This is a genomic window from Niveispirillum sp. KHB5.9 (assembly GCF_048066115.1).
Classification (GTDB): domain Bacteria; phylum Pseudomonadota; class Alphaproteobacteria; order Azospirillales; family Azospirillaceae; genus Niveispirillum.
In genome coordinates this window covers 519,522-533,195 of record NZ_JBLTYX010000001.1, presented here as the reverse complement: position 1 = coordinate 533,195, position 13,674 = coordinate 519,522, and the positions used below count along the sequence as shown (strand labels likewise).

Below are 13,674 nucleotides of genomic sequence, written 5' to 3'. Positions count from 1 at the left end.
CCCCTCAATAAACCAGCGCGTTCGCCCCATCGCCGCGGTTGGAGATCAAAATCTCCCCTTCCTCCGCCAGCTGCTTGGCGGTGCGCAGGATGGACAGGCGCGCCTCTTCCACATCGCCGGCGCGCACCGCGCCCATCAACTCGATCTCGTCGCGGATCAGGTTGCCGGCGCGTTCGGACATGTTGGTCAGGAAATGCATCTGCATCTGGTCGTCCAGGCCCTTCAGGGCCAGCGCCAGGACATTGGTGTCGCAATTGCGGATCAGGGCCTGCAGCGCCTGCGGTTCCATCCGGGTCAAATCCTCGAAGGTGAACATCAGCTGCTTGATGCGCTGCGCGCTTTCCGGCATGCGGCGTTCCAGCGGCTCCATGATCGTGTCGAACAGCGACTTGTCGGTACGGTTCAGGATTTCCGCCATGATTGCGTGGCTGTCATGGCCCAGCGTGCGGACGTAATTGGCCATGAACTCGCTGCGCAGGGTCTTTTCCACATCCTCCAGCACGTCGCGGGGCACGGCTTCCATCTTGATGATGCGCGACACCACCATCTGCACCAGATTCTGCGGCAGCAGGCCCAGCACACGGGCGGCATGATCGGCGCGGATCTTGGTCAGGACGACGGCGATGGTCTGCGGATGCTCGTTGCGCAGATATGTCGCCAGCACCTGCTCGCTGACATTGCTCATTTTCTCCCACATGGTGCGGCCGGCGGGGCCACGGATGTCGGCCATGATCTCCGACACCCTGTCGCCGGTCATGAACTTGGACAGGAAGCGTTCGGTGGTGTCGAACGTGCCGGCCAGCTCGCCCGTGCCGGCGAAGCGCTCCGTGAAATCGCGGATCAGCCGTTCCACCACCTTGCCGGAAATGGTGCCCAGCCCGGCCATGGCGTAGCTGACCTCGCGGATCTCGTCATCCTCCAGCCGCTCCATCAGGCGCGACCCGCGCTCCTCCCCCAGGGCCAGCAGGATGCAGGCGGCCTTTTCCAGGCCGTTCAGGCTCTTATGGTCGGTGCGCACTTTCAGCATCGGGATTCTCCGCGAAGGGGTATCGGTCGTCAGGGGGCGGGCTGGGGGGCATCGCCGCCCAGCCGGTTGTTCAGGCGGTACAGGTGGCTCAGCACCTCGGCCACGGCCATCATCGCCTCCAGCGGGATGTCGGTGCCGGGTTCCACGGTGGCCAGCAATCCTGCCAGGTCGCTATCCTCGCGCACGGGCACACCATGCGCGAAGGCCAGCGCCACGATGCGCTCCGCCACCGCCCCACGCCCGCTGGCCGTGACGCGGGGCAGGGCATCGTCACCCCGGCGATAATTCAGGGCAGCGGCGCGGGCCTTCGGATCGGGGTGGCGGGGCTGGTCGTTCATCCCGTGCCCCCGTAGGACCGGATCAGGCTTTGCGCGACCAGCAGCCAGCCATCGACCAGCACGAAGAAGATGATCTTGAACGGCAGGGAGATAACCACTGGCGGCAGCATCATCATGCCCATGGCCATCAGCACGGCGGCCACGATCATGTCGACCACCAGGAAGGGCAGGAACAGCATGAAGCCGATCTCGAACGCCCGTCGCAGCTCCGAAATCACGAAGGCGGCGATCAGGGTGCGCAGGCCGGGTTCGGCATTGGCGGCCTGGACCTCCGCCACCGTCTGGCCCGGCGGGGTGCCGGCGACGCCGGCGAGCGACTGGAAGGCCGCCAGATCCTTGGGCCGCACATGCGCCTTCATGAAGGCGCGGAACGGCTCCACGGTGCGTTCCAGGGCCTGTTCCTCGGTGATCTGGCCATCGACCAGCGGCTGCACGCCCTCCACCCACGCCTTGTCCATGGTCGGGCCCATAATATAGGCGGTCAGCAGCAGGCCCAGCCCCACCAGCACCATGTTGGGCGGCGTCTGCTGCAGGCCCAGTGCCGAGCGCAGCAGCGACAGGACCACGACGATGCGGGTGAAGCTGGTGACCATGACCAGCAGGCCCGGCGCCACCGACAGCACCGTGACCAGCGCCATCACCTGCACCAGCCGGCCGGAGAAGGAGGAACCCCCGGCCCCGGCATCCAACGTGATCGACTGCGCCAGGGCGGGGCTGCCGATCAGCAGCATCGCGAGAAGCAGCAGGGGAAGAATGAGACGCGGCATGGAACGCCGTCCTTCTGAACGGGGGGCCAAGCTCAGATCAATCCCAGTTCGCTTTTGACGATCTCGGTCATGGTCACGCCCAGGTGACCCTTGTCGACGATCACCACCTCGCCCCGCGCGATCAGCCGGTCATTGACATAGACATCGACCGCCTCGCCCACCTTGCGGTCCAGTTCAACCACGGCACCGCGTCCCAGCTTCAGCAGCTGGCTGACCGGCATGGTGGTGCAGCCCAGGACGACCTGGACATTGACGGGAACGTTGAAGATCGCCTTCAACTCGTCCCGGTCCTGCACGGCGACGGGTTCATCCTCGGCGGGGGCGGCGCTGGCGCCGGGGAAGGTGGCCTGCGGATTTGCCATGGATCGGTTCCTTGGGGTCAGAGAGGATGGAGGGGGAAGGGGATCAGCCCTTGTTTCGGCTGCCCAATGTCAGGCGGCTGACGGCGATGGCGATGGCATCGCCCAGGGCGCGTTCCAGGGCGCGGGGGTCATGTTCGGCCCCGCCGGTGCCCCAGTCGGCGATGGCGGCCCCGACGGGCAGGGCGGCGTCGGCCGTCAGATGCACCTCACCCCGGAACCCGGCTTCGGCCGCCATCGCCTCGATCTCCGCCCGGACAGGGTCCAGCGACGCGGGCGCAAGCCGGATTTCCAGCCGGGGGCGGCCGATGGCGGCGCGCAGGATATCGCGCACCAGCAAATCCAGCTCCGCATCGGCGGCGGCATTCAGCAAAGGCGGGGCCAGCCGGGCAACAAGCGCGGTCACCACGCGCACCGCGTCATGTTCCAGCCGCCGGTGGAAACCCGACAGCTCGGCCAGGGCCGTGCGGATCGACGCGTCGATGGATGTAAGGGCCTGGGCATGCTGGGCCTCGGCCGACTGGCGGGCGGCCTGCTGGCCGCGTTCGAACCCGTCGCGTTCACCCAAATCCATGCCCTGCTTGTAGGCACGGTCGCGGACGGCGGCCAGATCCTCCTCCGTGAAGCCGCCCGTCTGAAAGACGGGTTCCGGGGCCATCGGCGGTTCGTCCAGGACATTGTCGCCGGGGAAATGCGTGTCGAACAGGAAGGGGCGCATGGTCACGGGTTGGCCTCATAGATCCAGCTGCGCAGCACGTTGATGCTGTCTTCGGGATGGGTGTCGACCATGGCGGCCAGCCGCCGCAGGGCGGACGCGCTGACCCCGCCTTCGACGGAGCGCAGGTCGATCAGCTCGTCGAAATCCATGTCCTGCTCATCCTCGTCCTCGCCGTCCCCGGCGCTGGACGTGGCGATGCCGGTGCCCGGCGTGGCGTCATGGCCCAGCTGCGGTGCATCCGTCGTGGCAAGGTCGGCGGCCAGTTGCGGGCCGGCGGTGCCGGCCGCACCGGCCAAAGCCGGTTCCGGATTGAGACCGGTGATGGTCCGGCCCAGCAGCGGACGCAGGGCGAGGGCGGCCAGCAGGGTGACGGCGATCGCCGCCACCGCCCAGGGCAGCCAGCCCCGGCCGAAGCCGCCATCGGCCACCATGATCGGTGCCCCGCCGCCCGAAGCCGGTTCGGCCAGGAACTGCAAATTCTCCACCGTCACTTGATCGCCGCGCGTCTGGGAAAAACCGATGGCGGTGCGCACCACATTTTCCACCTGCCGCAACTCTTCGGCACTGCGCGGCTGATAGCTGCTGGTGCCATCGGCGGCGGTGGCGTAGGTGCCGTTGACCACGACGGCCACGGCCAGGCGGCGGATATCGCCGGCATCCTGCACCCGCTCGCGCTGGCGGCTGCTGATCTCGTAATTGGTGGTCTCCTCGTCGCGCGCCGTCTCGCTGCGCGATCCGGTGGCGGCCCCCTGGTTGACATCCTCCAGCGGCAGGTTCTGTTCCACCGTGGTCGGGGTCTCCGTCTGCCGGTCCTGAGCGCTTTCGCGTTCGGCGACGTTCTGGACCGAGCGTTCGACACGGCCATTGGGATCGAACACCTGCTCGCGCAGCGTCTCCCGCCCCAGATCGATCTCCGCCGCCACCCGTACCCGGACATTGCCGGGTCCGAACTTGGGCACCAGGATTTCCTCCACGGCGCGGGCCAGCCTTTGTTCGGCCGCGGCGCGCAGTTCCTCGGCCCGCAGCAGGGCCAGACCGTCGGCGGCCTCACCCTCCGCCGCCAGGACGACGCCATTGGCATCCATCACCGTGACCGCACCCGGTCGCATGCCGGGCACGGCGGCGGCCACCAGATGGCGCACGGCCAGCGCCTGCGACCGGTCCAGGCCGGCGGCGACGGAGCGGACGACGACAGAGGCCGCCGGTGCCGTGGCATTGGGCTGGAAACTGTCACTGTCGGGCACGGACAGATGGACGCGCGCCGATTTCACGCCGTTCAGCGTCTGGATGGTGCGCGCCAGCTCACCCTCCGTCGCCCGCAGCTTGTTCACCTTCTGCATGAAGGAGGTGAGGCCAAGCGCCCCCTGGCTGTCGAACAGCTCATACCCCACGCCGCCGGCACTGGGCAGGCCCTGCTGGGCCAGCTGCATGCGGATGCGGGGGATGGCATCCACCGGCACGCGGATGGCGCCGCCGGCACCGTCCACCTCGTGCGGGACGTCCATGGTCTGCAACTGGGCCAGAATGCGCCCGGCCTCCGCATCGTCCAGCCCGGCATAGAGTATGCCCAGGCTGGGCCGTGAAACGGAGTAGGCGATGATGCCCACCGATGCCAGCACCGCCACCGCGATCGCGCCCAGCATCACCAGACGCCGCGGTCCAAGTGCCATCAGGTTCTGAAGGAGGTTCGCCACCCTGGTGCCTCGGCTCTTTAACGTTTCTGGAAACCAGCCCCGGTATGTTTCAACCCGTGGACTGATCGCCACCTTAGCCGAGGCTCTTTTAACGGGCGTAAAAACGGCGACAGGTGGAGATCTGAAAAATCCGAATAAAATGCACCCGATTTCGGGTAATGATCTTTGGTGGGGTCAAGAATGACTGACAGTACATTTGACCGGCTGGAGAAGCGCTTGCCGCCACCGGGGCCGAATACCCGCAAGCATCTCTATATTATCGCGGGCGTATTCATCATCGGCCTTGGCGCCGGCCTGATCGCCGGGCGCATGCAGACGCAGGATGCTGTGGATGAAGTGGCAGCCGCCGCCGCTGCCGCCGCATCGGCCGACCGTTTCGTCGTGCTGCCGGAACTGACGGTCAATCTGCGGTCCACCGCGACGGTGAAGCTGATGAAGATCGGCGTCACCCTGCGCACCGTCCCCGATCAGCGGCAGAAGCTGGCGGAACTGGAACCGCTGCTGGTGGATGAGATGCAGCAATATCTGCGCGCCCTGGACGAGAACGACCTGGAGGGCCGCCTGGGCGTGGAAACGCTTCGGGCCGAACTGCTGCGCCGCGTGCGCACCATCGCCGGCCCGGTGCCGGTCGACGCGGTGCTGCTGCGCACCCTGATCCTGCAATAGGGAGGTTTGGGCGATGAGCGATCCGACCATGGGCGAGGACGAGGATGTCCATTCCGCCTGGGAGAACATGCTGGCCGGTGAAGGCGACAAGATGCTGAACCAGTCGGAAATCGACCGGCTGATGCAGTTCGAGGAGACCAACGGCACGGCTCCGCGCAGCGTCATCGACCAGATCGTCAATTCCAGCTTCGTGAATTACGACCGGCTGCCCATGCTGGACGTGATCTTCGACCGGCTGGTGCGGATGATGAGTTCCAGCTTTCGCAACCTCACCTCGGGCAATGTCGAGGTGACGGGGGTGGCCCCGGCCGCCGTGCGCTTCGGTGATTTCCTGTCCTCCATCCCGCTGCCCTCGTTGATCACCGTGGTCAAGGCGGAGGAATGGGACAGTACCTTGTTGCTGACCGTGGATAGCGAGCTGATCTATTCCATCGTCGACATCCTGCTGGGCGGACGGCGCAGCGAGCCGGCCCCCATCGATGGCCGCCCCTATACGGTAATCGAACGCGCGCTGGCCGAACGCGTGATCAAGATGGTGCTGCGCGATCTGGGCTCCGCCTTCGCACCGCTGACGGAGGTGCGCTTCCTGGCGGAACGGATCGAGACCAATCCGCTGTTCGCCACCATCGCCCGGTCCAACAATGCCGCCGTGCAGGTGACATTCAACGCCCAGCTGGACGGGCGCACGGGCTCCATAAGCCTGCTGATCCCCTATGCAGCCCTGGAACCGGTGCGCAATGTCCTGCTGCAGCAGTTCATGGGGGAGAAGTTCGGCCGCGACAGCATGTGGGAAAACCACCTGAAGAGCGAGCTGCGCCGGACCAATGTCGATCTTTCCGCCGTGCTGGGGCAGGCGACGGTCAATCTGGCCGATATCCTGAACTGGAAGCCCGGCACGCAGCTGACCCTGGATGCCCGCACCGATGCGCGCGCCACGCTCAGTTGCGGGCATGTGGCGATGTTCCAGGGGGAGATGGGCCAGCGCAATGGCCGCATTGCCATCCGCATCGAAACCGACCTGGGCGGCCAGGACGAGGTGATCCATGGCCTTACCCAGCGTTGAGGCTTTGGCGCCGCTGGTCAACCTGACCCTGGCGGTGCTGTTCGCCGGCACCCTGTTCATGCTGGCCCGCCTGCATGGCCGCGTGGCGGCGATGCGCGGTGCACAGGCGGAACTGCGCGGCCTGCTTCGCGCCTGTTCGGACGCGGTGGATGGGGCGGAACGCTCCGTCACCAGCCTGCGCCAGGCGGCCCAGAACCTGGCCGGCGATTTGGGCCGGACGATGGACGAAGCGGAAAGCCTGCGCGTGGAGATCGACCGCACCTGTGCGGCGGCCAGCCAGGCTTTGGAACGGCTGGGGCCGCTGGTGCGGGAGGAGGTGGCCTCGCCACCACCGGCCCCGCCCGCACCCACACAAAGAACCCAGGCCGGCCCGGTGGAACGTGCCGCCATGCGCCTGTTCAGGGAGACCATCCGTGGCCTTTGACAAAGCCAAACTGGCAAAGCTGCTGACAGGCCGTCCGCGCCTGCTGCCCACCGCCGCCGCCGTCGCGGCCCTGGCCGTCCCGCTCTATGCCGCCGCCATGGTGGCCCGCGTCAATGGTGCTGCGGCGGAGGTGGCCAGCGCCGAACCGGCACCGCCACCCGCCGCCGCACCCCTGGCCCAGGGTTACACCGACCTGCTGGCCACCAAGCCGGCGGCGGCCACCGACGCACCGCCCCCCGCCCGCTGCGACCCGGCCCTGGCCGACCTGCTGGCGGCGGAACGGCAATCGCTGGTCGACCGGCAGACGGAACTGGACCTGCGGGCACAGATGCTGGCGGCGGCGGAGAAGAAGGCCGGCGAACAGCTGGCCCGGCTGGATCAGGCGCGCCAGGATGTGTCCACCCTGCTGGACCGCCGCGCCGCCATGGCCAAGGCCGACCTGCAACGGCTGGTCGCCATCTATGAAAGCATGAAGCCCAAGGACGCCGCCCGTCTGCTGAACGAGACGGATGTGGAAATCCTGGTCGACCTGCTGGACCTGATGCAGGAACGCCGCTCCGCCCCCATCCTGGCGGAAATGGAGGCTGCGAAGGTCAACCAGCTGACGCGGACATTGGCATTGCGCCGCGTCCTGCCCGCCGACCGGCCGGTCAAGGCGCGGTAAGGGGCATTACTTGGACGGCACCGTCAACGCCACTGCCCCCCAATGTCGGCGACCAGATGATATAGGCAGCACCCCCCGATGCCATCATGGCCAGCAGGGCCATAACGGTCATGACCGTGCGGCGGCGTCCCCGGACGGGGTTATCGTCGGGCTTGGTTTGCATGGGCCGGTTCCTGCAGGGGTGGGAAAGGGTCGGGCAGGTGACACCATTCCGCACCATCGGTGCCGGGCTTATGCGGGGTACCTGCAACGGGGTCCGCCAATGGGACATGCGGAACCGATTGCGACGCGCCCGTGTTCTCTTCACGGAGAGCATGGAGCCCGTGATGATTGCTCACAACCAAACCCCCATCCTGGCCGGCCGCCGCGCCGCCATCACCGGCGGCACCACCGGCATCGGCCGGGCCATCGCCCTGCGGCTGGCCGGAGAGGGGGCCACGGTGTTCATCTGCGGCCGCACGCAGGCGCATCTGGACGATGCGCTGCAGGCGGTGCGGCAGGTGGGGACCGGCGATGGCATGACCATCGATCTGGCCGGCGCCAGCAATCCCGCAAAATTCTTCGCCAAAGCCGCCGAATATCTGGGCGGGATGGACATCGCCATCATTAATGCCGCGGTCCCCGTGGGCGGCCTGACGGAGGTGACGGCGGATGAGCTGCACTATGCCATCGCCATCAATTTCACCGCCTGCGTCACCAGTTGCCATGCCGCCTGGAAACATATGGGCAAGGCGGGGCATATCGTTCTGATCGGATCGACCAGCGCCCATTCCCTGGCGCCCGGTTCCACCATCTATGCCGGCATGAAGGCGGGTATCGCTGGCTTTTCCGAGGCGCTGACCAAGGAACTGGGACCCAAGGGCATCAGGGTATCGCTGGTGGAACCCGGCCGGACCAGCGCCGACTTGCATGAAGGCGAACTGACGGACGCCGAACAGCGCGAACAGGTCCGGCAGGGCCGGATGCTGCAGGCCGACGATATCGCCGCCGGCGTGCGCTACCTGCTGACCCAGCCCGACCACACCATCGTGCAGCAGCTGACTATCGTGCCACGCCGTCAGGAGGATTAAGCACCGACCGGTCGATCGACGCGATATCCCGGCATCCGGTCAGCGCCATGGCCAGTTCCAGTTCCGCCCGCAGGATGCGGATGACATGGGCCACACCGGGCGCCCCCGCCGCCGCCAGGGCGAAGATATAGGGCCTTCCAATCAGCACCGCCTTCGCCCCCAGCGCCAGGGCGCGCAGCACGTCGGTCCCCCGCCGGATGCCGCCATCCATCAGCACCGGGATGGCCCCATCCACCGCCGTCGCAATGGGCGGCAGCAGGTCGATGCCGGCCGGCACCCCGTCCAGCGTGCGCCCGCCATGGTTGGACACGATCAGCCCATCCATGCCGGCCTCCACGGTGCGGCTTGCATCGTCGGGGTCGGTGATGCCCTTCAGGATGATGGGCAGGCGCGTCAGCCCGCGCAACCAAGCCAAGTCCGCCCAGGTCGGCGCCAAATCCAGCAGCGGCGTGCCGAACAGCAGGGCACCGCGCGGGCTCGGCGGGGGCGGCTGCATGCCGGCCAGATTGACCGGGCCGATGCCCGGCGGCAGGGCGAAGCCCGCCCGCTGTTCCCGGTTGCGCAAGCCGTTCACGGGTGCGTCCACCGTCACCACCAGCGCCTTGTACCCTGCCGCCTCCGCCCGGCGGACCAGATCGGCGGTGAAGGCACGGTCGGGCTGGATATAGAGCTGGAACCACAGGGGTGCGCTGGCATGGGCGGCGATATCCTCGATCCGCACGCTGGCCTGGGTGCTGACCACCATGGCGGTGTCCAAGGCACCCGCCGCCATCACCGTGGCTAGTTCCCCATCCGGATTCAACAGCTTCTGAAAGGCCACGGGCGCCAGCAGGATGGGGGCTGCCAGATCGGCACCGAACAGGGTGATGCCGGTGCCGCCGCCCTTCAGGTCACGCAGCACACGCGGGCGAAGGCGGTGGCGGGCGAAGGCGGCGACATTCTCCCCCAAGGTCCATTCATCCCCGGCCCCGCCCGAAAAATAGGCCCAGGCGGACGGTGTCATCCGTTCCCTGGCCAGCGGCTCGTAATCGGCCAGGGCCGCCACATCCGGTGGAATGGCGGCCAGGGGGGGCAGGGGATCGCTCATCTCGTCAAAGCCGTGCAGCAGGTTGGACCGCCGGCATTCTAGCAGGGTCGCACCGCTTGCGAACTGATTTGACGCAACGGTCAGGTCAGGGTGCGCAATGCCTGGAACAGCTTCTCCACCGCCAGCTCCACCTCCGCTTCCCCGATGATCAGGGGCGGCAGCAGGCGGACGGTATTATCACCGGCCCCGACCAGCAGCAGGCGCTGCGCCAGGGCGGCACGCACCAGATCGGGCGGCGGCACGATCAGGCGCAGGCCGCGCATCAGGCCACGCCCCCGCACCTCCTGGATCAGCGCCGGAAAGGCCGCCTGCAAGTTGCGCAGGCGACGTTCCAGCAGTTCCCCCACCTCCTGCACCCGCGTCAGGAAACCGGGCGCCAGCACCTGATCCAGCACCGCCCCCGCGACCGCCATGGCCAGCGGATTGCCGCCGAAGGTGGTGCCATGCACACCGGGGGTGAAGGCGGTGGCGGCCGGCCCCACCGCCAGACAGGCGCCGACGGGAAAGCCCGCCCCCAGCCCCTTGGCCGTGGCGACGATGTCAGGCCGCATGCCGGTGCCGGCGAACTGTCCCTCATGGGCGAACAGCCGGCCGGTGCGGCCGATGCCCGTCTGCACCTCGTCCAGGATCAGCAGTAGCCCGTGCCGGTCGCACAAGCCCCGCAGCCCCTGCATGAAGGCGGGTTCGGCCACCCGCACCCCGCCTTCACCCATGATCGGCTCCAGCATGATGGCGGCGGTCTGCGGGCCGATCAGCGCCTCCACCGATGCAAGATCGTTGAAGCGCGCCCGGTCGAACCCATCGACCAGCGGTTCGAACCCACCGGTATATTTGGGCTGACCGCCCGCCGTCACCGTGGCCAGGGTACGGCCATGGAAGGCGCCTTCGAACACGATGGTGCGCCAGCGATCCGGATTTCCCAGCTTCTTCTGGGTATAGCGGGCCAGCTTCAGGGCGGCTTCCATCGCCTCCCCGCCGGAATTGCAGAAGAACACTTTCTCGGCGAAGGAGTGATCGACCAGCCGGCGGGCCGCCAGTTCCTGCAACGGAATGCGGACATTGTTGGAACAGTGCCAGAGGCGGCCCGCCTGTTCCATCAGCGCCCCGACCACCGCCGGATGGCCATGGCCCAGACTGGTGACCCCGATGCCCGACGAGAAATCCAGATATCGCTCCCCGCGCTCATCCACCAGCCAGGCGCCTTCACCACCCGTGAAGGCCACATCCTGGCGGGCATAGGTGTTCATCAGGGCGCTGTCGGTGATCATTGTCGGCTCCGGGTGGGATGGGATTACCAGCGGACGCGGCCCAGCATTCCGGCCGGGTCCAGATGGGTCTGGATCAGGCGGGAAAGATGCTGCTGGATTGGGTCGGCGAAGGTCTGATGATAGGACAGGTTGACGGGGCCGATGCCATGCTCGGCGCTATAGGAACCGCTGAAATCCTCCACCAGCAGCCGATACAGCCCCTGGCGGATGGCGGACACGGTGTTGGCCGGGAAGGCAGCGTCACGGTCCTTTGGGATGACCAGATTGAAATGGTCGCCCCCGTCGCCGCGATGGCCGAAACCGCAGATCAGCAGGTCGGGATGGTGCGTGCGCACCCAATCCGTCGCGGCCCGGCGGAATGAAGTCATCCGGCCGCGCGGCAGCGACACGTCCAGCCCGATGACCCGGCCCAGCCCACGCAACCCTTCTGAAATGGCATGGCGCAGGGCCCAGAGATCGGCCGGCGGACCGGGTATGGCGTCGACAATCACGCCGGTCTCGTACCCCTGTTCCAGCAAGCCCAGCAGCAGCGCCTCCAGGTCCAGCCCGCTGTCGCGGCCGGTGGCCGACATCAGCTCCACTAGGATGCATTCATCGGGCACGGTGCCGCCGAACGGGTTGCGCAGTTGCGGCCGGTGATGCAGGGCGGCCGACAGGGCCGGTCCCGTCATGCTCTCGAACGCCGACAGGAATTCACCCGCCCGATCCTCGCACAGGGCCAGCAGATCGCCCACCCCGTCACCGCCGCGCGGCACGACCAGGGCGGTGGCCGTCTGGCGCGGGCGGGGGAGCAGGTTCAGCACGGCACCGGTGACGATGCCGAAGCTGCCGCCCGTGCCGATGAACAGCTGTTTCAGGTCCAGCCCGGCGCTGTTCTTGCGCAGGCCCCGCAGGTCGGCCGTGATGGTGCCGTCGGGCAGCACCACCTCCACCCCCAGCACATTATGGCGCACGTCCCCGTACCGCAGCACGCGCGACCCGCCGGCATTGGTGGAAATCATGCCGCCGACGCTGGGGCTGGCGGAAATATCGATGGGAAACCACAGCCCGTCGGCCTCCAGCCGTTCGTTCAGCCGGTCCAGGTCCCAGCCGGCATCCAGCGTGACGGCGCGGTTGGCCCGGTCCAGGTCGAACCGCCCGATCAGGCGCTTCAGGCTCAGCACCACCTGACTGCCGGAACCGTCGGGTACCGACGCGCCGGCCAGCCCGGTATTGGCACCCTGCGGCACCACCCGCACGCCGGCACCATGGCAATGGCGCAGGATCGCCGCGACCTGAGCCGTATCCGCCGGCAGCACCACCAGCCCCGCCCGCCCGCCGCCATAGCGGAAGGCGCTGACATAGGGTTCCATGTCGCCTTCATCGGTCAGGACATGACGGTCGCCGACGATAGCGGCCAGGGCACCGACCAGCCCGGCGTCAGGCCCGGCCATTGCCGGTCCCGGCGGCGGTCATCTTGAAGATGCCCTGGGCGTTGGCACTGTCGAACCGCAGGTCCAGGCCCTTGGGGGCCGCATCATTGGCCACGGTGACGGCATCGCGGGAAATGAACTCGTAGAAGCTGCCCGGCACGGCGCGGGTAATGACGGACCCGTCGGCCGCCATGAAATGCCGCTGCACCTGGGCGGCACGGATGGCGGTCTGACGCACGGTACCGCCAGCGGAAATCTCCACCGCCTCCTTCATCGGGAAGCCGCGGGATTTCAGTTCGTCGGCATGGGCGATGACGTCGGGCACGCGGTCAGTGGCGTGGTTGAAACGGTTGCCCTCCGTCGAAATCCAGGCCAGCTCGGCGGATTCCGCCAGCACCGTCTCATAATCCGCCAGACGCGGGGTCGGGTGATGGCGATCGAACGCGTGGGCCAACTGCGGCAGCAGGGCGATGGCTTCGGACAAAGGCAGGCTGTGGCGGCGCGACAGCCGGTCCAGCAACGCCTTGACCCAGCCATCCAGCGGATCGGACGACCGGCCGAAAATGGCGCGGGCCGCGTCCTGGGCCTTGGGCGTGAACCGCTCCACATGGATTTCGCTGACGAAATACTGGGCGATATCCTCGGGGAAGTCGCGATGGGCATAGGCCCGGCCGGTCATGCGCAGCCGTTCCAGCGGATAGACGCCGGCCACGGCATAGCCCAGCGGTTCCAGGATGCGGCCGAAGGCGGCGGTGCCGCCCGGCAGGTCGCCCAGATTGGCAGCCACGGTACGCAGCGCGCCATGGTCGAACACCAGCTTGGCCTTGGGCGCCTGTTCACGCACATAACGTGCGCCCTCCGGCACCTCGTCCAGCAGACGCTGGAACAGCACGATGGTCAACGCCTTGGCAATCACCGCCCGCGGCACCTCCGCCCCCTCCGTGTCGCGCAGGGCCGGGCGGATGTCGAACAGGTCCAGCAGGCGTGTCGCATTATCCGCGCCCAGAATGGCAGCGGTCAGCGCGTGCAGATGGCTCATCGGAAATCTCCCCAGTCGGCGGAGGGCGCCGGGCGTGGCTTTGCGTTGGAATTGCAAGGGCATGGTGCCCCTCATTCC

The 13,674-nt window shown here is 67.6% G+C and carries 15 protein-coding genes; 5 read left to right on the top strand and 10 right to left on the bottom strand.

The window, feature by feature from the left end:
* Positions 1-4 precede the first annotated feature (4 nt).
* Genes ACM9HJ_RS02170 through fliF form a run of 6 tightly spaced genes read right to left on the bottom strand, consistent with a single transcriptional unit; the run spans position 5 to position 4,852 of the window.
* Entirely contained in the window at positions 5-1,027 is a 1,023-nt protein-coding gene (locus tag ACM9HJ_RS02170) for a flagellar motor switch protein FliG (RefSeq protein WP_416570031.1), read from the bottom strand.
* Positions 1,028-1,056: 29 nt separating this feature from the next.
* On the bottom strand, positions 1,057-1,365 hold the full coding sequence (locus ACM9HJ_RS02165) for an EscU/YscU/HrcU family type III secretion system export apparatus switch protein (RefSeq protein ID WP_416570030.1): 309 nt from the start codon (positions 1,363-1,365) through the stop codon (positions 1,057-1,059).
* On the bottom strand, positions 1,362-2,132 hold the full coding sequence (gene fliP, locus ACM9HJ_RS02160) for a flagellar type III secretion system pore protein FliP (protein ID WP_416570029.1): 771 nt from the start codon (positions 2,130-2,132) through the stop codon (positions 1,362-1,364). Before fliP ends, ACM9HJ_RS02165 begins: the two co-directional genes overlap by 4 nt.
* Before the next feature lie 32 nt (positions 2,133-2,164).
* Complete coding sequence (gene fliN / locus ACM9HJ_RS02155) at positions 2,165-2,494, bottom strand: flagellar motor switch protein FliN (RefSeq protein WP_416570028.1); 330 nt, start codon at positions 2,492-2,494, stop codon at positions 2,165-2,167.
* 43 nt (positions 2,495-2,537) lie between these two features.
* Positions 2,538-3,215 carry a hypothetical protein gene (locus tag ACM9HJ_RS02150; protein ID WP_416570027.1) on the bottom strand — a complete coding sequence of 226 codons (678 nt, stop codon included), beginning with the start codon at positions 3,213-3,215 and terminating at the stop codon, positions 2,538-2,540.
* Complete coding sequence (gene fliF, locus ACM9HJ_RS02145) at positions 3,212-4,852, bottom strand: flagellar basal-body MS-ring/collar protein FliF (protein WP_416570026.1); 1,641 nt, start codon at positions 4,850-4,852, stop codon at positions 3,212-3,214. The genes ACM9HJ_RS02150 and fliF overlap by 4 nt, the downstream gene beginning before the upstream one ends.
* Positions 4,853-5,083: 231 nt before the next feature.
* On the opposite strand from fliF, the gene ACM9HJ_RS02140 reads away from it, so the two are divergent.
* From ACM9HJ_RS02140 to ACM9HJ_RS02120, 5 genes are all read left to right on the top strand, one after another.
* Positions 5,084-5,569 carry a flagellar basal body-associated FliL family protein gene (locus ACM9HJ_RS02140; RefSeq protein ID WP_416570025.1) on the top strand — a complete coding sequence of 162 codons (486 nt, stop codon included), beginning with the start codon at positions 5,084-5,086 and terminating at the stop codon, positions 5,567-5,569.
* Between the two features lie 13 nt (positions 5,570-5,582).
* Positions 5,583-6,632 (top strand): flagellar motor switch protein FliM, encoded by a 1,050-nt coding sequence (gene fliM, locus ACM9HJ_RS02135; protein ID WP_416570024.1) that lies wholly within the window; start codon positions 5,583-5,585, stop codon positions 6,630-6,632.
* Positions 6,613-7,056, top strand: coding sequence for a DUF6468 domain-containing protein (locus ACM9HJ_RS02130; RefSeq protein WP_416570023.1), 444 nt, complete (start codon positions 6,613-6,615; stop codon positions 7,054-7,056). The genes fliM and ACM9HJ_RS02130 overlap by 20 nt, the downstream gene beginning before the upstream one ends.
* On the top strand, positions 7,046-7,720 hold the full coding sequence (locus tag ACM9HJ_RS02125; protein ID WP_416570022.1) for a MotE family protein: 675 nt from the start codon (positions 7,046-7,048) through the stop codon (positions 7,718-7,720). The genes ACM9HJ_RS02130 and ACM9HJ_RS02125 overlap by 11 nt, the downstream gene beginning before the upstream one ends.
* 326 nt (positions 7,721-8,046) lie before the next feature.
* Entirely contained in the window at positions 8,047-8,790 is a 744-nt protein-coding gene (locus ACM9HJ_RS02120; RefSeq protein WP_416570021.1) for an SDR family NAD(P)-dependent oxidoreductase, read from the top strand.
* Here ACM9HJ_RS02120 and ACM9HJ_RS02115 read toward each other — a convergent pair.
* From ACM9HJ_RS02115 to ACM9HJ_RS02100, 4 genes are all read right to left on the bottom strand, one after another.
* Positions 8,762-9,877: an alpha-hydroxy acid oxidase gene (locus ACM9HJ_RS02115; RefSeq protein WP_416570020.1), complete on the bottom strand. Its 1,116-nt coding sequence runs from the start codon at positions 9,875-9,877 to the stop codon at positions 8,762-8,764. The genes ACM9HJ_RS02120 and ACM9HJ_RS02115 overlap by 29 nt on opposite strands.
* 80 nt (positions 9,878-9,957) lie before the next feature.
* A complete protein-coding gene (locus tag ACM9HJ_RS02110) occupies positions 9,958-11,145 on the bottom strand; it encodes an aspartate aminotransferase family protein (protein ID WP_416570019.1) in 1,188 nt (395 codons plus the stop codon).
* Positions 11,146-11,168: 23 nt separating this feature from the next.
* Entirely contained in the window at positions 11,169-12,578 is a 1,410-nt protein-coding gene (locus ACM9HJ_RS02105; RefSeq protein WP_416570018.1) for an FAD-binding oxidoreductase, read from the bottom strand.
* The gene (locus ACM9HJ_RS02100; RefSeq protein WP_416570017.1) at positions 12,565-13,596 is read right to left on the bottom strand and encodes a 2-oxoadipate dioxygenase/decarboxylase family protein; all 1,032 of its coding nucleotides are present in this window, start codon (positions 13,594-13,596) and stop codon (positions 12,565-12,567) included. The genes ACM9HJ_RS02105 and ACM9HJ_RS02100 overlap by 14 nt, the downstream gene beginning before the upstream one ends.
* Positions 13,597-13,674 lie beyond the last annotated feature (78 nt).